The following is a 19,650-nucleotide window of genomic DNA, read 5'->3' as shown; positions in this document are numbered from 1 at the left end:
CACAGACCAGGGTTTTAATTATTTTCTCGTAGTAATAACAATTACACCATCTTTTCCTTTTTCTCCATATTTTGCAATAGCTTCAGCCCCCTTATAGATTTGCATTTTTTCAATGTCTAAAGAATTTAGGTCATTCATGCTTTTATCTGTTACTATTACTCCGTCAACAATTATTAATTTTTTGCCCTTAGTATCTGATTTTATAGTAGTCGATGATTCGCTAGTAGAGCTTTTAATCGTTGGATATCCTCTATAAATTCTTTTTTCATTTCCGTCTTTGTCTGTTGGGGTTTTAGTAATGATTTCTATCACGCCATTTTTTCCGTCTGAACCATATTTTTCCGTTGCTTTTTGTCCTTTCAAAACATTCATATTGCCTATTTTGTTAGGGTCAATATCATTCATGTCAAAATCAGGACTGGTAAGTTTACCATTAATTAAAACAATAGGCTTTTCTTGCTGGCCTGAAATTGTTACAACATTAGCAGTTGTTTTAGAATCATTACTATTGGTTACCGTTTTTGTGGTAATTTCAATTGTATTTCCTTTAGTATTTACATCAACACTCTCAATTGTGTTTTGATCCAGATCTGATAATTCTTTTTGGTTTGATTTTACACCATTAATATAAATTTCTTTGTCACTAATTTTAATTGGTTTCGTAAGATGTTTAGTAATGATTTTGATGGTTGCTTTGCCTGATTTTTTCGAAACATCCATACTCTCAATTTCTTTAGAATCTAAATTATTTAGTTCTGCCTCAGTCGCTTTTTCACCATTAATAAAAATTTCTTTTTCTCCGGTTAATGCCGAATTGTTTAAAGCTTGTATATTTTCATTGGTAATCGCAGTTTCATCAGTTTTAAAATCTACTGTTAGTTTTCCGTTTTCAAGTGTAGAGATAATGATTGCAAAAGCTTTGATGGCATTGTTTCCTTCTACCTGCATTTGCCTGGCAATTTCATTTCCTTTTTTTAGTTCGACTTTAATTGCTATTAGTTCATTTTTTGAATTTCTTTCCAAATCTGAAAAAGAAGCTGTAATGTCAAAATTCTCCTTCAGCGTTTTTACTTTTTGATTGAATTCCTCATCTGTAGTTGTTTTCGTGATTTTAAAAACATCAATTCCTTCTGTATTGCTTTTTACAGTTACCAATTGAGGTTTTTCATGCGCAATAGTCTCAATTTGAAATAAAAGAACAAACACAACAAGTGCAGGAACAACAACACAAAACTTCCAGGAATTTCGTTTTTTTGATTGATTTTTGTTTAACATAACGATTCGTTTTTTGATTAATGATTGATAAAAATGATTGGTGATGGCAACACAATTTTCATGTGTTGTTATTTTTAAAAGGGTGTATTGATATGATCTTCTATCGGTTATTCTTTGTGCAGCAACCTTATCTGCAATAAATTCAAGATTTTGGGTAATTGCCTTTTTATAAAGCCACACAACCGGATTGAACCAGAAAAGAATGCAGAATACTCTTGAGATAAGTACATCGAAAGTATGATTTTGCTCACTATGCACTTTTTCGTGCTCAATGATATTCTCTAATTCTACAGTCGTGTACATTGATGAATTGTAAACGATATAGTCGAAATAAGAGAATGGTGCAATATTTTCTTTAGTATCAATAAATTTAAAGTCAGCTTGTTGTGATATTTTTTTTCCTTTTAAAACGGAGTTTAAGCTTCTAAAATCAATTAAAAATTTGAATACAAAAATCAGGAAACCTATACTATATAGGACAAGAAATACATAGTTCCAATTTATTTCAAAAGATTCCTCTATCGGCTGACTGACATTGATTTGGGAAACATTTAAATTTATCATTGGAGTAGGGTCAACCCATATCTCTTTGGTGTAAACCAAAAATGGCAATACAATAGAAGTAATTAGCCCAGCCAATAAAAACCATCTGTTACTAGTAAAAAAAGTTTCTTTGCGCAGTAAAAAATAATACGCACAATAAAACAAAACTAATAGTCCACAGGATTTTGCGATAAATATGAAAAATGCTTCCATAATAATTTATTTTTCTTCTTTTGGAGTTTCGATCATAGCTAAAATTTCACGTAATTCTGCTGCCGAAATTTTTTCTTCTTTGGCAAAAAACGAAACCATATTTTTATACGAACTATTAAAATAGTTGTCGATTGCAGTCTTCATGTACTTTTTACTATAAGCTTCTAAAGTAACTATTGGATAATACTGATGCGTATTTCCAAATGCATTATGACCCACAAAACCTTTCTCTTCAAGATTGCGCACAATCGTAGAAAGCGTGTTGTAATGTGGTTGATCTTCAGTAATCTCTGCTTGTATTTCTTTTACGAATGCTTTTTTAAGTTTCCATAAAATTTGCATGATTTCCTCTTCCTTGTTGGTTAACTTTTGCATGTTTTTTTATTTTAATTCAAACCTACAACTATTTTTCTAGTTACGCAACTATAAAAATAGTTATTTAACTAAAAAAGAAGTTTAATTGTTTTTAAATAATATAAGCGTATCCATAATTGTATGATTTTTAGATTAAAATGGAGGATGAAAATTTTACCGCAAAGAGCGCAAAGTTTTTTATATCTAAAGTGTGATTTTATTAAATAAAAAAGTTCGCAAAGCTTTGTGTTGAAAAAGCTTTGCGAACTTTATGTTTATAAAAATATCACCTTAAAATAACTTAGCGAACTTTGCGTAAATCTTAGCTCCCGATAGCTATCGGAATTGCGGTAAAATTTGCCAGATAAATGTAAATCAGTAAAATAGAACCTTAAGTAACCTTTTCTCTTAGCAAAGCCTTTCTAATCCATAAACAACAAAGCGTTGCAAAAACTCCTATACAAGCCATAAAAAGCCAGTTGATTTGATAGCCTAATCTGGAAATAATTTCAAAACCAACTTTTGAGCTAATAATATGTGCCAAGCTAAAACTCATCGTATAAAGTGCCATATAGCGGCCTTCCTGACCTTTTGGAGCTCTGCTTAAAGCAAAAGCATTCGAAAACGGAAACGTTAGAATTTCGCCAATCGAAATGCAAATCATGCTAATAACGAGAATTCCAGCCCAGACATTTATTAATAATAAAAAGAAACTGAGTGACATTATAAACGATCCAAGAATGATAATCCTAATTTTAGGAAATCCTTTTCTTTCCATAAAACCAACTGTTGGCATTTCCAGCGCAAAGATTAAAAGTCCGTTTAAGGTCATTAATAATCCGGTTTGAAATTCGCTTAGGCCAAATTTTTCATTATGATACAAAGGTAAAGTCGTAAAAAGCTGAAAAAATATCATAGCCGTAACAAAGCTCACAAACAAGAAAACCCAAAAGATTTTATCATGAAAAACCGACTTTATTGCTGCTGCACTTTCAGCTTTGTCTTCATGAATCACTTTTTTCTTTTCTTTAACCAATAAAGCAAAAATCGAAATCGAGATAATACACGAAGCTCCATCAATCCAGAACAAACCTGAATATCCAATTCCCATAATAATCAAACCTCCTAACGCAGGACCGGCGGCAAAACCTAAATTTACTGCTAAACGAACTAAAGTCAAGGCTCTAGTTCTGTTTTCTGGTTTGGCATAAGCGCCAAGCGAAACAAACATTGCCGGACGAAACATATCTGCAATGGTCATTAAAACAAACATGGCAATGCACAAAGTCCAAAATGTGGTAATATATTGTATAAAGAAAAGTGAGACTCCGCTCGTAAATAAACTAAAAATCATGATTTTGTAAAAACCAATTTTATCAGATAATTTTCCGCCAAGCCAGGATCCTAACATTGATCCTAAACCAAAGGCTACCATAATCCATCCCACTTGATTATAAGTAAACTGAAGATCTTCTTTTAAATATTTTGATAAAAAAGGAAGCACCATCGTTCCCGCACGATTGATAAAAGTGACAATTGTAAGTATCCAAATTTCTCTTGAAAATCCTTTAAAATTATTGATGTAGTGACTAAAAGCGGTCTTGAGCATTATAAATAAGTTATTTGCAGCAAAGTTACAAAACTTTGTAGGGATCACAGGTTGCTGCTTTGTTACTTTTAAACTATTTTTGCTCAAAATTTCAAAGATGAAAAACGGTATTGCTTTTTTAATATTACTGATTGTGAATTTCTGTTTTGGCCAAAATAAATTTGATCAAAAAGAAGCTGAAAAATTTCAGAAGACCATTAATGGCGAATATGCTGATGCTAAAACTAGTCCGTTGATGGCAGAAGATTTAAAGACTTTTAAAACTTTAGATTTTTATCCTATAAACAGTAAGTATTTTGTGAATGCTAAATTCGAAAAAGCACAAAACGAAAAAGTTTTCGAAATGAAAACCACAGGAACAAGAACGCCAAAATATATCAAGTACGGAACTTTATATTTTACTATAGACGGAGTTGCGCTTAAACTGAATGTTTATAGAAATATAGAACTTTCGAAAACCAAAGAATACAAAGATCATTTGTTTCTGCCTTTTTCAGATTTGACTTCCGGAAAAGAAAGTTATATAGGAGGAAGATATATCGATTTAAAAATTCCGAAAGGAAATACAATCGCGGTCGATTTTAATCAGGCTTATAATCCGTATTGTGCTTATAATCATAAATATTCTTGTCCGCTTGTTCCTTTAGAAAACGATTTGAATGTAGAAATAAAAGCCGGAGTTAAAACATTTCATTAATGGAATTCTTTAATTTTCATACCCATCAATTTACGAATCAACCGAATGTATTGGAGTTGGTCAATCAATATCCGAATGAATTTGATGATTCAATTCCGTTTTATTCCATTGGGATTCATCCGTGGTATATTAAGGAAGATCAAATTGAGGAATATTTGAAAATTATCGAAGAAAAACTACAGACTCAAAATTGCCTGGCGATTGGCGAATGTGGTTTAGACAAACGCATTGAAATTCCGTTTGAGCAGCAAATTATAGTTTTTGAAAAACAACTGGCTTTGGCCGAAAAATATAAAAAACCGGTTGTGATACATTGCGTAGCTGCTTTTCAGGAAGTAATTGCTGTTAAAAAGAAAATGAAAATATCGGTTCCGATGATTATTCATGGTTTTTCGAAAAATAGTCAAATCGCCAATCAATTAATAACAGCAGGATTTTATCTTTCATTTGGAAAATATCTATTGAGAAATCCAGATTTAAAACCTGTTTTTGAAAATATTCCGAATGATCGCTTTTTTCTGGAAACAGATACAATCGAAGAAGGAATTCAGCAGGTTTATAATGTAGCATCAGAATATAAAAATATAACAATCAAAGAATTGCAAGGGATTATCTCAAGTAATTTTAATAATGTTTTTCAGGGCAAGAACCTGGAACATGAAACAATTTAAACTAAAAAAACAATAATTTAAGATATGGCAGAGTGGACAGAAAGAGCCGAGCTTTTATTTACAAAAGAAGGATTACAAAATTTACAAAACTCAAATGTTTTGGTAGTGGGTTTAGGCGGAGTAGGATCATTTGCAGCTGAGTTTTTGGCAAGAGCAGGAGTAGGGAACATGACAATTGTAGACGGAGATGTTGTAGATATTACAAACATCAACAGACAATTACCGGCCTTACATTCGACTGTTGGTCAGCCTAAAATTACAATCGTAGGAGATCGTTTAATGGATATTAATCCGGAATTGAAACTTACACGTGTACAGGAATTTTTATCTCCTGAAAGAGCTTTTGAGATCGTTTCTCCAGAGTTTGACTATGTATTGGATTGTATCGACAGCATTACGCCAAAATTGAACCTGATTATTGCAGCCAAACGCAAAAGAGTAAAAATCATTAGCAGTATGGGCGCTGGCGGAAAAATGCTGGCTGCTAAAGTAAAAGTGACTGATATTTCTAAAACCATTAACTGCTACTTTTCTAAAGCGATCAGAAAACGCCTGAAAGCAGAAAAAATAAACAAACTAAAAGTAGTTTTCTCTTCTGAAATTCAAGACGAAAAAAGCTTAAAATTAACCGACGGAAAAAACTTTAAAAAGTCATTCTACGGAACCAACAGTTATATGCCAGGTTTATTCGGTTTATACGTAGCTGAAACCGTGATCAGACATTTGCTTAAGAAAGAGTAGCTAAAATGCTAAGGTTCTGAGTTGCTAAGTTTTAAAATCAAAAAAAAAAACTTAGAACCTTAGCATCTCAGAACCTTAGTACCTTAAAAAAAAACTTAGTAACTTTAAAAGAATGATAAAAACAGTAATTTTCGATATGGATGGTGTAATTGTAGACACAGAACCCGTTCATCGTTATGCCTACTACAAACAATTTTCAGAATTAGATATTACAGTAACTGAAGAAATGTATACTTCGTTTACCGGATTTTCGACTAGAAATACGTTTCAGACTCTAAAAGGATTTTTTCCAACAATAGAGCATGAAGTCGAAGATTTAATCCAAAGAAAAAGAAGTATCTTTAATGATGCTTTTGATACCAAAGAAGATTTGTATCTTTTAGAAGGTGTAGAGGATCTTATTAAAGATTTATACTCCAGTGGAATACAATTGATTTTGGCTTCATCAGCTTCAAAAGTTACGATTGATCGCGTTTTTACCAGATTCAATCTGCACCAGTATTTTACAGATATTGTTAGCGGAGAAGATTTTCCGCAATCAAAACCAAATCCGGCTATCTTTATTCATGCGGCTTCGTTATCGAAAGCGCCGAAAGAAGAATGTATCATTATTGAAGACAGTACAAATGGTGTAAAGGCAGCAAAAGCGGCCGGAATTTATTGTGTAGGATATAACAGTCATCATTCTAAATTACAGGATTTGTCAGATGCTGATATCATTATCAACCATTTTAATGAATTAAACGCTCAAAAAATATCACAGTTAAAGGGCTGAATTATAGAAAATTTAACATTTGTTCGGTAATTGAATTTGTAAATTTGAACAAAACAAAATAAACTCAAACAATGAAAAAACTACTTATTGCATTGGCCATAGTTTTGGCTCCTTTTGCTACAGAGGCACAAATAAAAACTCCGCAAGCGAGTCCTAAAGGATATATTAAACAAACAGTTGGATTAACTGATGTTGAAGTTACTTATTCAAGACCAGGCGCCAGAGGCAGAGCGGTTTTTGGAAATTTAGTTCCGTTTGGTAAATTATGGCGAACCGGAGCAAACGAAAATACGATCATTAATTTTGGTGATGATGTAGTAATTGATGGTAAAACATTGAAAAAAGGAAAATATGCAATATATACCATTCCTAAAATCGAAAGCTGGGAAGTGATTTTTTACCTTTCTACAGACAACTGGGGATTACCTGAAAACTGGAACGATGCTTATGTTGCTTTAAGAACTACTGTAAAAGAAGACGCTTTACCAACTCCTCTTGAGACTTTTACAATTGGAATCAATGGTCTTGATCCTAATTTTGGATACCTTGATATGGCTTGGGAAAACTCTCATGTAGCTTTAAAATTTGAAGTTCCTACAGCTAAAATTGCTACAGCAAGTATCGAAAAAACTTTAGGCGGACCAAGTGCAAATGATTATTTTGCTGCTGCAACTTATTTGTTCCAATCAAACGGAAACATCGAAACAGCCAGAACTTATATCGATAAGTCATTAGATATGAGTAACGAAAAACCATATTTTATCTTAAGATTAAAATCACAAATCCAGGCTAAACAAGGAGATAAAAAAGGAGCGGTAGAAACTGCAAAAGCTTCTCTTGCTGCTGCTGAAGCTGCTAACAATCAGGATTACGTAAAATTAAACAAAGATAGTATCGCAGAGTGGAGCAGATAGTGCTTTAAATTCCAAGATCTTAAAAAATCCAAATTTCAAAGCTTTTATAAGTTTTAGAATTTGGATTTTTTTTTTGAGTTTAATTTTTTAAGATCTATGTTAAAGTTTAAAACCAAGACTGTAAGGAACTTTAAAACTTATTTTTTTTGAATACATTCTGTGAAAACACATTAATAAACAATTGTTTATCATTTCTATTTGTAAATTGAATAGCCTCCAGCTTTAGCTGGGGGTCAAAATAGAAAGCAAAAAAAAGGCTTTAGCCAAATTTCTGTAAGGATGTTTAAGACTATAGCTTATTTGGCTAAAGCCTCCAATCTAATTTAATGGGTTTTAATCTCCAGCTAAAGCTGGAGGCTATTCAATTCGAAAATCTCGTTGTAATATGTGCGTTCCATTGCATTAAATGAAAGTATTTAATGCCTAAAACTAAGAAAAAACACTCTGTTTGTCAGTGAATTTTGCGAATTCAGGCAATTTAATTGGTTGTAAACTAATCGATAAGTTCCTCTAAAAATAATAAAAGTTCCTTACAGTCTTGGCTTGAAACTTTGGCAAAGATAAAAACGCACCATACTCCGCAAAGAAACCCCAATCTTGTCATTTCTGTAAAGGAGAAATTCTCGCAAGAAACTCTACAAAGATTGGTTGTTTAGTAGGCAGAAATTCTTCTTCGTAAAGAAGGCGAAATTGTATTAATAAATAGAAATAATAATTAAATAGACAGACCTGTCTGTTTGTAAAAATAATTATTTACATTTGCATATCTTAAATGATTATCAAATGCTGCCAAAAGAACGAATTTTAGATACCGTTTCAGTTTTATTCCACAAACAGGGATACAATGCCACGGGTATCAATCAGATTATTGAAGAAGCAAAAGTGGCGAAAGCGAGTTTTTACCAACACTTTAAATCAAAAGAAGATTTATGTGTGGCTTTTTTGAATGAAAGACATTCTTTTTGGTTCAATGCATTAGAAAATTTCACTTTAGCAGAAAAAGATACGAAGTCAAAAGTTTTGGCTTCATTTAATTTTTTAATTGATATGAATCAGAAAGAGCATTTTAGAGGTTGTAGTTTTCTGAATATACTTTCAGAAATTCCTTCAGATAATGTGAAAATTCTCAGTGTAATTCAAAGCCATAAATTAGATCTGCGAAATTATTTTAAAAATAGTATCAATGACGAGATTCTCGCAGATCATATTTATTTACTTTTTGAAAGCTGTATTATCGAAAGTCAGTTATTCAAATCCAATCAATTGATAGAACAATCAAAAAAAATAATTCAAACCTTAATTACATAAAAAAATGGAACAAAAATTACCGTTGCCACCTTTCACATATGAAACAGCAATACAAAAAATTCAGTTAGCAGAAGATGCCTGGAACAGTCAGGATCCCGAAAGAGTTTCAAAAGCGTATACGCTAGACAGCGAATGGAGAAACAGAGATCAGTTTGTAAATGGAAGGGAAGAGATAGTACGTTTTCTAACCCAAAAATGGCAAAAAGAACAAAACTATAAACTTAAAAAAGAATATTGGGCGCATACCGAAAACCGAATAGCCGTTCGATTTGAATATGAATATCAAAATATTCAGGGAGAATGGTTTAGAGCTTACGGAAATGAAAATTGGGAATTTGATGCAAATGGTCTTATGCAAAAAAGATTTGCAAGTATAAACGATCTCGCGATTAACGAAGAAGACAGAAAGCTGAAATAAAATCAGTTAGTTCATACTTGGTGGTTCAGGAATTTTTATGCTTCGCTTGATTTTCTTTACAATTAAAAGATAAAAAGTGATGCCGCCCAAAATAATAAGTAAAGCAATCTGAAGCTGCCCAATGCTGTTATTTTTGCTATACATAGCATTCGCGCTCGCCAATTTAGCTTTTCCTTCCTGAATTTGGATATTAGATAATGATTCTAAAGTCAATAATGCATCATGGCTTAAACTGGCAATTTTATTCCAATTTTTGCTTGCAACCTGTTTGTTTATTTCCTTGCATGAAATCAAAAATGTATCAAAATACTGTTTTTCTTTATTCGTTAAAACGGTTTTAGCATACAGATCATCAATATTATGAATCACATCTAACGTGTGAATGATTTCATCTTTTTTAGTAGTATCGCTTAAGTCGAGTTTTTCAGCTTCGGCTTTTATAAAGTGAAGTTCTTTAGAATATTGAAAAATATAATGCGCCACCACCAATCGATCGTTGTAAATCGCATTAATATTTTCGTTTACATTTTTGGAATTTTGAAGCGTATTAAAATTCCCTAACAAAATGATCAGCATCACAATAAGTAAAATAAAAGCAGCTTTTGTTTTATTGCTATATTTTTTTAAATCCTTCATGGTGATGTGTATTAAATTGATTTATAAAACTAGTTATTAAATGCGTGTATTCCCAATTTTTAATACAGACTTTGTTTTATTTTGCGAGTATTCCAACTTTTAGAGTTTTCTCAATATTTTTTATTGAAGCAATGGGCGCGATTTTTATGCTTTTATTTCCTTTTTGAACATAGAAATAATAAATACTATTGGTACTTATGAGGTAAATTTGCTCAGATTCGCCACTATTATAATTTAAAGTATAATTATAATCTACCTTATTTTTCCTGATGCTATGTATAGTTGAGTAACCACCAGCGACTCCTGTTCCGATGAAGAATGATAATAAAATAACAGCAAACATTTTGAAGGATGCAAAGATGTAATAATTTTTAGTCTCTTCTTCAGATAGTTTTTCAGTAGATTTTAATTCGGAAAGTTTCTGAAATGTTTTATTGTTACGATACTTCAGGAAGATTTTTGGCAAATAATAATGAAAGATAAAAAGTGACACTATAAAACCAAGTGTTATTGGGTTTGAAGTAAACTCAGCAATTGGACTAATTAAAATGTCCATGATAGTTGAATATTTCAGAATATTTATTCCTAATTGATAATAAAAGATGCTCTCTTTGAGTATTCCTAATATTACAAGATAAATGTAACCTAGGGGAAGTAGTTTTTGTATTTCCTCTGAATATTTCATTAAATGGTTTGTTTTGGCGAATACTAAAATAGTACTTTTTTATTACAAATATTCAATAGATGAATTGCAAAGAAAATTATTATTTATTTTGATAAATTAATGTTCTGGTTTGCTTGTTTACGATGTCAGCTTTTACTGGCTTGAGCTAAGATGCAAAGTTCAAAAACAGTATTGTCATTTCTGACAAAAATCTTATAGTTTGATTTTTAGTCTTGTGATTAAAATTATTAGCGGTTTTTTAATTAGAATTTTTAGGAGCTATTTCCTGCTGTACGCTATATCTTTTGTGCCGAACCCCGGCACAAAAGGATGCCGCTCCCATCAGGGCTAGGACACTCGTGTTTTATTCAACTTTAAGGAATTAAGGAAATATAATGTTTTCAAAAGCACTTTTACTATTTTACTACTTATTCTGATTTCTTTTCCGAATTAAAAAAAGGATCAAGGTAAAAATTAAAGCAACCAGAAAAACATAAAACCTAAGATTGGTGCTTGTTGTTCCACCTTCATTATCCCAAGGCGAGCCTAGTGTAATTGTAGTTAGAATGGCTTCAACAAAACCAATAAATATTCTGCCAAAAATTCCGCTTATTCCTTCTCCACAATCTTTACAAATAGAGAATCCATAAATAAATCCGGTTACCGGAAACGAAAGCAAAATACTTATAATGGCAGAAGTAAATAAATTTCTTTTATCTGTTATCTTCTTTTCCATGAATTGAATTTTGCTTTAATTTTATTTAAATAAACTTTTTTTGCAGACTGAAATTTCATCAGTAATTTTAATAACGATAATTATTTGCTTTTATCTAATAATTTCGAACTTACAGATTCTTTTAAGATTAATTCAATTTGTTCTTGTACTTCAGGATATTCATTTGTTTTTTTTAGTGCTACTATTATTGGTTTTATTTCATTATTATATAGCTCCCTGGTCAAATTATCACACTTTGAATCTCCGTTTCTTAGATATTGAAATACATTTCTTAATCTATTTTCATTATTCGATTGTAAGGCTTCCTTAATTGCAGCAATTTTGTTCCATCTTTTTTGATTTTTTTTCCACCATTTTTCTGCTTTTTTCGAAAGTACTTTTCTGATTTCTGCTTTTTTCTTAACAGATGTTTTCCTTTTCCAGTCTAACTCGTAAGTTCCTTTTTTGAGATAACTTTTATAGTAATTTTCCTTAACCAATTTCATTAGAGTTTCATTGTTAACTTCTAAACTTTGATAACCAAAATCCTGAAATGTCAAATCCTCAAGTAACCAACCGGAACGTACAGATATCCAATCGATATCATAAGGAATGTAATATCCATGACCATAGTAAACAGTGGTTCCAGGATAAATTAGATCGAAAGTATTAGTCAATTTTATAAAATCTTCATTCTTTAAAAGATTAATTAATTCAGGAATAATTGATTTTTGGTAGTTTTCAAGTTCTTGTTTTGCCGGGTATACTTTTTCGTAAAAAGATTCTTTTTTAAAATTAACAAATAGACTATCAATTTTTGCTTCATGCAAATTTTGTGCATTTGAACACAAAAATGAAAATATTAAAAGTAGAATTATTGAAGTTTTGATTTTCATTATTTAATTACAATTAATCCAAAACCACTTCATCAGACTCTTTTTCTCCTCTAAAAAAAGCAATCTGCATAAACAGCGCCAATATTATAGTCAAAATAGCTCCAATAAAATTCAGCCATAAATAGCCTAGTTTTTCCTGACCGCTTGGATGAATCGCAATCATAAAATAATAGATTACAAATATGGTAATTTGGCTTATAACAGCACTAATAAACATGGCTTTTGCTTTTACACGACGTAAATAAAATCCAACTAAAAAAATTCCTAAAACTGTTCCGTAGAAAATAGAACCAATGATATTAACCAACTGAATTAGATTCTCGAACAAAGTTCCTACACAGGCAAAAAGTATTGCAACGACTCCCCAGAATAAGGTAAAAAATTTGGTGGCATTTAGATAATGTTTCTCAGATTTTACGGTTTTTAAATTTCGTTTATAAATGTCAATTGCTGTTGTAGAAGCCAAAGCATTTAATCCCGAAGCGGTTGAAGACATTGCCGCCGAAAGAATTACAGCCAATAATAGACCAATAAGTCCTTTAGGTAAATAATTGAGGATAAAGTGGAAAAATACATAATCTTTATCATTGGTTTCACTGGCAGGATCGGCTCTTGAAATGATTTCTTTGGCACGATCGCGTAAATCCTTTTCTTTGTTGGATAAAGTCACCAGTTCTTTTCGTAAAATCGGATTATCAAAATCCTGATTCAACTGGTCGATGTACAATAAATTAATTACTTTTTTATCTTCTGAAAGTGTGACTAATTTTTTTTCTAAAGCATGATATTCTTCTTTATAAGCCGATTTTTCAATGACAATTTTATTATTCGGATTAAAATTTAACGGAACAGGATTGAACTGAAAAAATACAAAAACCATAACTCCCGTCAACAGGATAAAAAATTGCATTGGCACTTTAAGAAGTCCATTCATGATTAATCCCATTTGGCTTTCGCGAACTGATTTTCCGGATAAATAACGTCCAACCTGAGACTGGTCAGTTCCAAAATAGGCGAGGGCCAGAAAAAAACCACCGGTGATTCCGCTCCAGAAAGTATATTTTTCTTCAGGGTTAAAAGAGAAATCAACAATATTCATTTTATCATTGGCACCCGCAATGTGCAGTGCGCTTGTAAAAGTCATATCGTTTGGCAGGTAATGCAAAATAAGGAAAAACGTAATAAACATTCCCGACATAATCACGAACATTTGCTGTTTCTGTGTTACGTTTACTGCTTTTGTTCCGCCTGAAAATGTATAAATGATAACGAGAACACCAATAATAATATTCATTAAAGTCAAATTCCAACCCAAAAGCGCTGACAAAATAATAGCAGGAGCATAAATCGTTAATCCGGTTCCTAAACCTCTCTGAACCAGAAATAATATAGCAGCAAGCGAACGTGTTTTAAGGTCAAATCGTTTCTCCAGAAATTCATAAGCGGTAAAAACTTTATTTTTATGGTATAACGGAATAAAAGTCACACAAATTACGATCATGGCAATTGGCAATCCAAAATAGAATTGCACAAAACCCATTCCGTCATGATACGCTTGTCCCGGAGTGGATAAAAAAGTAATAGCGCTGGCTTGAGTTGCCATAACTGATAATCCAACGGTATACCAGGGAGTTTCGTTGTTGCCCAGAATAAAATCCTCGACGGTTTTACTTCCTCTGGTTTTCCAGGAGCCATAACCAACAATAAATAAAAGCGTTACAATAAGTACGATCCAATCAAATAGTTGCATAAGTTATGAGTATAATTGCATGATTAAGAAAAAAATCACAATGTAAATAGCATTGGCTACCAAAACATAGGTGTAGCTTTTTTTCCATTTTTTAGTTTTTTTAGCTTCCATATTTTGAATGTTTATTTCTTTATTTCTTGTTTAGGAGCTTCTACAGGCTGTTTTAGCGAAATCATGTTTGATAATAATCTATAGGCACCGGCAACACCTTCCGGTAATTCCCTAAAAAAGCTTAGACCAGTGTAAATATAGTATCCTTTTCCGTAAGGCGCTACGAGTAAGGCACCGTTTTTAGGAGATTCGCCTTTGTCATGCGACGATATAATAGGAGTAAAGGCAGGATCGTACTGATCAGGATAATACAAACCTTGTTCTTGTGTCCAACCTTCGAAATCTTTTGAACTGATTTTGTTAGGTGTATTTAAAATAGGATGATTTGGTGCCAGAAAAGTAACTTTAGCGTTTTCTTCGGTTACACGATCATTTGAAATTTTTAAAGGATAAGGTGCAATCTGATCGGTTACGGTTTTACCATACGTGTTGTATTGTACGATCATGTTTTTACCGCTTTTTACAAAATTGAAAAGTATATTTTGTTTGTTAGCCAATGCATTTACAGTATTGTATGCACGAACTCCGGTAATAACGACATTAAATGAATCCAGCTTTTCGGGCGTGATTTCTTCCGGTTTAATAATCGTTACTTTATATCCCATCTGAGCCAGACTTTCCGGAACTTCGTCACCAGCACCCATGATATAAGCAATGGCGTCACCGTTTGTTTTTAAATCAATTCGGATACATTTCGATTCAGCTGGTTTTAAAACCATTTGCTTGGTAATGTGGCTGTAATCAATAATAGTAAGATCCTTGTCAAAACGTTTATTATCAACAGTTGCAATACTTTTTGCAACGGCTTCTTCTGGATTTACCGGAGGGGTAACTTCAAAATAAAAAATCTGTTCGTTTCCTTTTTTCTCTAAAGCAAAAGGAATTTCTTTTGGAGAAACATCCCAGCTTTTAGGCAATTCTAATTGCAATTTTCCTTTAATGCCGTCTTTTCCTGCACGTACTTTTACAGGAATCATTTTACTTTTTACAGATCCAAAAATTAGAACTTTCTCTAAAACCGAAGTAGTAACTTCCGGAACAATATCAAGAAAATTATACATTTCGCCTTTTACACCATCGTTGTATTTGTACACAACGGTACGCTCAAACGGAATTTCGACACCATTTACCTTAACATTAAAAACAATTTTTACTTGTCTGATAATATCAGGAATACCAATGTTTTCCTGATTCGAAACCGTATACATTCCTACAGTTGCTTTTTCTTTTAGCCAGTAAGGTTGTGTATATTCAATATTGTTTGGAACCTGAATTTGTAAATTTATCTTTTGATCGTTATTATTTTTTAATGGAATATTCTGAGCCGTATTTTTATTATCCGGTAATGAAGTTACACTAACCAATTGCATTTCAACAGGGGATCTGTTTATAGCTTCAAGACTTAATCTAATGGTACTTCCCGGAGTCGCTTCCTGTTCGCTGGCAACAGCTTCAAGATATAATCCTGAACAAGATGCGATGATGTTTTTGATTGCGGCAGATTTTAAAGATTTCCAGTGATCATCTTCTAAAGCTTCAATCATATTGTAAGCCTTAACTAAATCCGGAATACTTGCAGAAGGATTACTGAAATTATATTTACTAATAATATTGGTAATCAAATCACCAACTGGTTTTCCGTTTTTAACACGGTTCCATGAAGTATCAATGCCGTCAAATAAATTGTCACGGTCTTTTGCATTATCACCGTTTATCAATTCTAAATATTCTGTTTCCTGACCACGTGCGCCAGTGCTTCCAAAACCTTGAGATTGGTGTCGGCTTCGGCTCAAAGCAGCAATTTCCTGATTCGATTTTCCGATTCCGTTATAATAAACTCCCGTTTCTATTTTGGTAAATTTTGATTTATTAGCAGCGTCAAATTTTTCCTGACTGCCGTAAAACCACCACGACGGATTAAAAAACTGACGTTTTACCTGCCAAGGTTTTACATATTTTAATTGTTCAGGATATATTTTTGGGTCGTTTGTAAGTTTAAAACTTTCGACGCTTAACATTGCCGATGAAGTATGATGTCCGTGGGTTGTACCAGGCGAACGATGATCAAATCTATTAATGATTACGTCCGGTTGAAATTTTCGAATAGTCCAGACAACATCAGCAAGGACTTTATCTTTGTCCCAGATTTCTAAAGTTTCATCAGGATTTTTTGAGTAGCCAAAATCATTGGCACGGGAGAAAAACTGCTCTCCGCCATCTATTTTTCTGGCTTCTATTAATTCCTGAGTTCTTATAACTCCAAGTAATTCGCGCAATTGCGGTCCAATTAAATTCTGACCTCCATCGCCGCGCGTCAAAGACAAATAACCGGTTCTGGCATTCATTTCGTTTGCCATATAAGAAATTAAACGGGTATTTTCGTCGTCAGGATGTGCAGCCAAATATAAAACAGAACCTAAAAAATTCAGTTTTTTGATTTGATTGTAAATTTCGATAGAACTTGGTTTTTGTGGTTGTTGTGCAAAAGAAATGGAAATCCCTGTTAAAAAAATAAGAAGAATTTGGATCTGAATTTTTCGCATAGCGTAGTTAAATGGTTTGAAAGAGCTTCAAAAATACTAATTATATTTTTGAACAGTATTTAAATGAAATGTTAATGTTTGGTTATTGATTTCCTTTTTTAAGAAAATTGATCCAAAAAAAAGAGAGTATCATTAGTTTGATACTCTCTTTTATACTGAGAATTATTTTTTTAATAAATTATCTTCTTCCGTGACCGCCACCATGTCCGTGATCATCATCATCTCTGTCGTGTCTATCATGGTGTTTGTCGTGCTTGTCGTGGTTTCTGTTATCATGACGTCTGTAATCTCTACGATCGTTTCGACGATCATTATATCCATAAACTTCTCTTGGTCGGTAAGGTCTTTGTGGAGCACCGTGATATCCTTTATAATATTTTACTCTGTGACGATCAAAATAAGTGTAAGGAGTTCTTCCGTGATAATCCGTTAAAACCACTTTATAACCTCCGTATAAATCATAATTTCTATATTGTCTTGGCAAGTAAGTTGTTCTCATCCATCTTCCTCCTCCAAAATAAATAAACTGTGAAGCTCTTACATCATAATACGCTTCAATATCCGGCAGGTAATAATATTCCATTTCGGCATATCCTGCAGGACCCCATGCAGGAGGTGATCCTATATTAACATTTATTGATACCTGAGCTTGTGTGGCGCTTGCAACCATCAGAAATAAACCTACGATTGCTATTTTTATTGTTTTCATTTTTTTTAGTTTTAATGTTAATGTTATTCCTGTTTAGGGATATTCATATACTGTGCCAAAAATGAAAACAAAATGTATTTGGTCGAATAAAAATAGCATTTTAACGAGTAATATTTTATTGGTTATTTTGTAACGTTTTGATTTATAAAACGTTTTGTGAAATTTAAAATTTAAAAAAAAATAGCAAGAGAATTTTAATTATCGGTATTCGACAGCTCTTGGTTTGGCAAGCTCAAAGTTTTGTAGTCCATAATCCGTGGTTTCAAAAGTATTTGTTTTAAATACATTATCTCCCTGATAAGGAATAGTAGGGTAGTATGAAATTGAAAGCTGAAATGAACTAAATACTAAATAGTCATTACTGATCAATAGTCCCAAAGTAATTTTTTGATATGCTTTATTTCTTCCCATCGCATCATTAGGACGTCCTAATACAGCAATTGAGTAATTAAAAAACGGATTCATACGAAATCCCCAAAGAGCATGAGGAGAATAAGTTTGCGTTTGTAAAGATAAAACCATTTTATTGGTTCCGTAAATAGCACTATTAAAACCTGCTAAACCATTTTGTTCGTTTATATTCAATTGATCTCCAATGATATCTTCACGGTTTACACCTATAACGAGCTTAGGATTCACAAATTGTCTTAGTTTCCAGTTTCCAATTTTATAAAGCTTAGTAAAATAATTGGTTTCCATCAAAAATGCTGTTTGATAAGTGTTAGATTGATGAAAGAAAGTTCCCGCTTCAAAATTCATACTTAAAAAGCCTAATCGATAGTAATTTCCAAATGAAAATTGTGCACCAACATAAGGCCTCCAAAATGTGTTTTTATATTGATAGCCAAAAGTAATACCGTAAATTCTTCCTATAGGTACATCTTCGACCTGTCCGTTTCTAAAGAGATACGTTTCTTTTATAAATTTTCGTCTGTTAAGTCCAATTCCGGCAAATATGAATTTTTCGTCTGAATAAAAGTTGGTTGGGTCATAGAGTGGAGAAGGGCTTTCTTTATAATTAACATTAAGAAAGCGAGCAGAAGCCACTAAATTTGTTATTCCGTTTTCGTCTTCAAATACTTTAGATGCATGTCCTACCCATAAATCCTGAAAATTATTTTTAAAGGGCTGAAACGCATACGAACTATCTGGTGCCTGCAATGAATCTCTTCTAAAAATTTGCCCTACATAAGCACCACCTGCCCATTTGGTAAGCGGAGAATAAAAGAGCCGTTCGATATTGATACTTTTATTATAATTATTGTCCAGATCCATATTATAATGCAGTACTGCACCAATGTAGGTATTCTTTATATTTGGTACGGTATACGTAACGTCATTACCATTACTACCGTCATCAAATCGATTTGTAAAACGATATTCCAATTGTTGCCCGGATCCAAAAAAGTCTTTTTCTTTTACTCCAACAGAAACTCGATTACTGGATATTGAAAATTTTGGAATTGTACTCCAGGAATCCAGCACACGAATCGTAACATCTACAGAATCTGATGCCACACCCGCTACTTTATTCGTTACTCTTACCGCAGAAACGTATCGCTGAGATCGTATTAAACGTTCAGATTCCTGTACTTTATAAGTGTCGTAAGGCGTATTTCTTTTGAATAATAATAAGTTGTAAATCGCTATTTTCTTTGTTTTAAGATGCAATTTGTTACCGGTTCTTTCTCCCCAATTTCTGGGCATTTGAGTAGTATCGGTAATAGATTGTCCAAAAGGATCTAAAGTTACAATATTGATTTTTCGAATGATTTTTCCATTAAAATTGGTGGTATCATTTTGCACCAAAATTGGTTCTTTCTTTTTGGTTTTAGCAGACCTGAACAACAGTTTGTGAAGTGTTTGAGTAAACTTATTTTTTTTAGAATAATTTTTAATTTTGGTATAAACTTCTGTGCTGTCTTTTTTACCACCTGTATCTTTCTTTGTTTTATCAACCTGACTGTAGGCACTTTGTAAACAAAAGCACAAGAGGATAAAAAATATTATTTTAGTGTTTAATGACATTAGATAATTAGACGGGCTTAAAAGTTATTTTTTGATATGAATATAGTAAATTAATAAGACTATTTTGTAAAAACGTGATA

Annotated in this window: 18 protein-coding genes; 7 read left to right on the top strand and 11 right to left on the bottom strand. The window is 32.3% G+C overall.

Annotated features, from left to right (window positions below; all coding sequences use genetic code 11):
* Positions 1–18: 18 nt before the first annotated feature.
* From LNP81_RS19920 to LNP81_RS19910, 3 genes are all read right to left on the bottom strand, one after another.
* Complete coding sequence (locus LNP81_RS19920; RefSeq protein ID WP_230038902.1) at positions 19–2,031, bottom strand: M56 family metallopeptidase; 2,013 nt, start codon at positions 2,029–2,031, stop codon at positions 19–21.
* A 6-nt stretch (positions 2,032–2,037) separates the two neighbouring features.
* Positions 2,038–2,406, bottom strand: coding sequence for a BlaI/MecI/CopY family transcriptional regulator (locus LNP81_RS19915; RefSeq protein WP_065449473.1), 369 nt, complete (start codon positions 2,404–2,406; stop codon positions 2,038–2,040).
* A 370-nt stretch (positions 2,407–2,776) separates the two neighbouring features.
* On the bottom strand, positions 2,777–3,994 hold the full coding sequence (locus LNP81_RS19910; RefSeq protein ID WP_230038900.1) for an MDR family MFS transporter: 1,218 nt from the start codon (positions 3,992–3,994) through the stop codon (positions 2,777–2,779).
* Between the two features lie 97 nt (positions 3,995–4,091).
* Between LNP81_RS19910 and LNP81_RS19905 the strand changes: the two genes are divergently transcribed.
* From LNP81_RS19905 to LNP81_RS19875, 7 genes are all read left to right on the top strand, one after another.
* On the top strand, positions 4,092–4,691 hold the full coding sequence (locus LNP81_RS19905) for a DUF1684 domain-containing protein (RefSeq protein ID WP_230038898.1): 600 nt from the start codon (positions 4,092–4,094) through the stop codon (positions 4,689–4,691).
* Positions 4,691–5,362 (top strand): TatD family hydrolase, encoded by a 672-nt coding sequence (locus LNP81_RS19900; protein WP_230038896.1) that lies wholly within the window; start codon positions 4,691–4,693, stop codon positions 5,360–5,362. The genes LNP81_RS19905 and LNP81_RS19900 overlap by 1 nt, the downstream gene beginning before the upstream one ends.
* A gap of 24 nt (positions 5,363–5,386) precedes the next feature.
* A complete protein-coding gene (locus LNP81_RS19895) occupies positions 5,387–6,103 on the top strand; it encodes a tRNA threonylcarbamoyladenosine dehydratase (RefSeq protein WP_230038894.1) in 717 nt (238 codons plus the stop codon).
* 112 nt (positions 6,104–6,215) lie between these two features.
* Complete coding sequence (locus LNP81_RS19890; RefSeq protein WP_230038892.1) at positions 6,216–6,878, top strand: HAD family hydrolase; 663 nt, start codon at positions 6,216–6,218, stop codon at positions 6,876–6,878.
* Positions 6,879–6,949: 71 nt separating this feature from the next.
* On the top strand, positions 6,950–7,792 hold the full coding sequence (locus tag LNP81_RS19885; protein ID WP_230038890.1) for a DUF2911 domain-containing protein: 843 nt from the start codon (positions 6,950–6,952) through the stop codon (positions 7,790–7,792).
* Between the two features lie 783 nt (positions 7,793–8,575).
* Positions 8,576–9,100, top strand: a complete 525-nt coding sequence (locus LNP81_RS19880; RefSeq protein WP_230038888.1) for a TetR/AcrR family transcriptional regulator — start codon at positions 8,576–8,578, stop codon at positions 9,098–9,100.
* Between the two features lie 4 nt (positions 9,101–9,104).
* Positions 9,105–9,518 (top strand): nuclear transport factor 2 family protein, encoded by a 414-nt coding sequence (locus tag LNP81_RS19875; protein WP_230038886.1) that lies wholly within the window; start codon positions 9,105–9,107, stop codon positions 9,516–9,518.
* A 6-nt stretch (positions 9,519–9,524) separates the two neighbouring features.
* On the opposite strand, the gene LNP81_RS19870 is transcribed toward LNP81_RS19875, so the two are convergent.
* The 8 genes from LNP81_RS19870 to LNP81_RS19835 form a co-directional block, all read right to left on the bottom strand.
* Positions 9,525–10,154 carry an MCP four helix bundle domain-containing protein gene (locus LNP81_RS19870; protein ID WP_230038884.1) on the bottom strand — a complete coding sequence of 210 codons (630 nt, stop codon included), beginning with the start codon at positions 10,152–10,154 and terminating at the stop codon, positions 9,525–9,527.
* 76 nt (positions 10,155–10,230) lie between these two features.
* Positions 10,231–10,839, bottom strand: coding sequence for a hypothetical protein (locus tag LNP81_RS19865; protein ID WP_230038882.1), 609 nt, complete (start codon positions 10,837–10,839; stop codon positions 10,231–10,233).
* A 403-nt stretch (positions 10,840–11,242) separates the two neighbouring features.
* On the bottom strand, positions 11,243–11,554 hold the full coding sequence (locus LNP81_RS19860; RefSeq protein ID WP_230038880.1) for a hypothetical protein: 312 nt from the start codon (positions 11,552–11,554) through the stop codon (positions 11,243–11,245).
* A gap of 80 nt (positions 11,555–11,634) precedes the next feature.
* Complete coding sequence (locus LNP81_RS19855) at positions 11,635–12,429, bottom strand: hypothetical protein (protein WP_230038878.1); 795 nt, start codon at positions 12,427–12,429, stop codon at positions 11,635–11,637.
* 13 nt (positions 12,430–12,442) lie between these two features.
* Positions 12,443–14,179 (bottom strand): sodium:solute symporter family protein, encoded by a 1,737-nt coding sequence (locus LNP81_RS19850; RefSeq protein WP_230038876.1) that lies wholly within the window; start codon positions 14,177–14,179, stop codon positions 12,443–12,445.
* Positions 14,180–14,301: 122 nt separating this feature from the next.
* A complete protein-coding gene (locus LNP81_RS19845; protein WP_230038874.1) occupies positions 14,302–16,833 on the bottom strand; it encodes a PIG-L family deacetylase in 2,532 nt (843 codons plus the stop codon).
* A gap of 178 nt (positions 16,834–17,011) precedes the next feature.
* Positions 17,012–17,542 carry a hypothetical protein gene (locus tag LNP81_RS19840; protein WP_230038872.1) on the bottom strand — a complete coding sequence of 177 codons (531 nt, stop codon included), beginning with the start codon at positions 17,540–17,542 and terminating at the stop codon, positions 17,012–17,014.
* Between the two features lie 198 nt (positions 17,543–17,740).
* A complete protein-coding gene (locus LNP81_RS19835) occupies positions 17,741–19,570 on the bottom strand; it encodes a hypothetical protein (RefSeq protein WP_230038870.1) in 1,830 nt (609 codons plus the stop codon).
* Positions 19,571–19,650: the final 80 nt, after the last annotated feature.

Origin of the sequence: Flavobacterium piscisymbiosum, assembly GCF_020905295.1 — a bacterium.
In the GTDB taxonomy this organism is placed as follows: domain Bacteria; phylum Bacteroidota; class Bacteroidia; order Flavobacteriales; family Flavobacteriaceae; genus Flavobacterium; species Flavobacterium piscisymbiosum.
The sequence above is the reverse complement of the archived record's forward strand: the minus strand, read 5'-3'. Positions and strand labels throughout refer to the sequence as shown.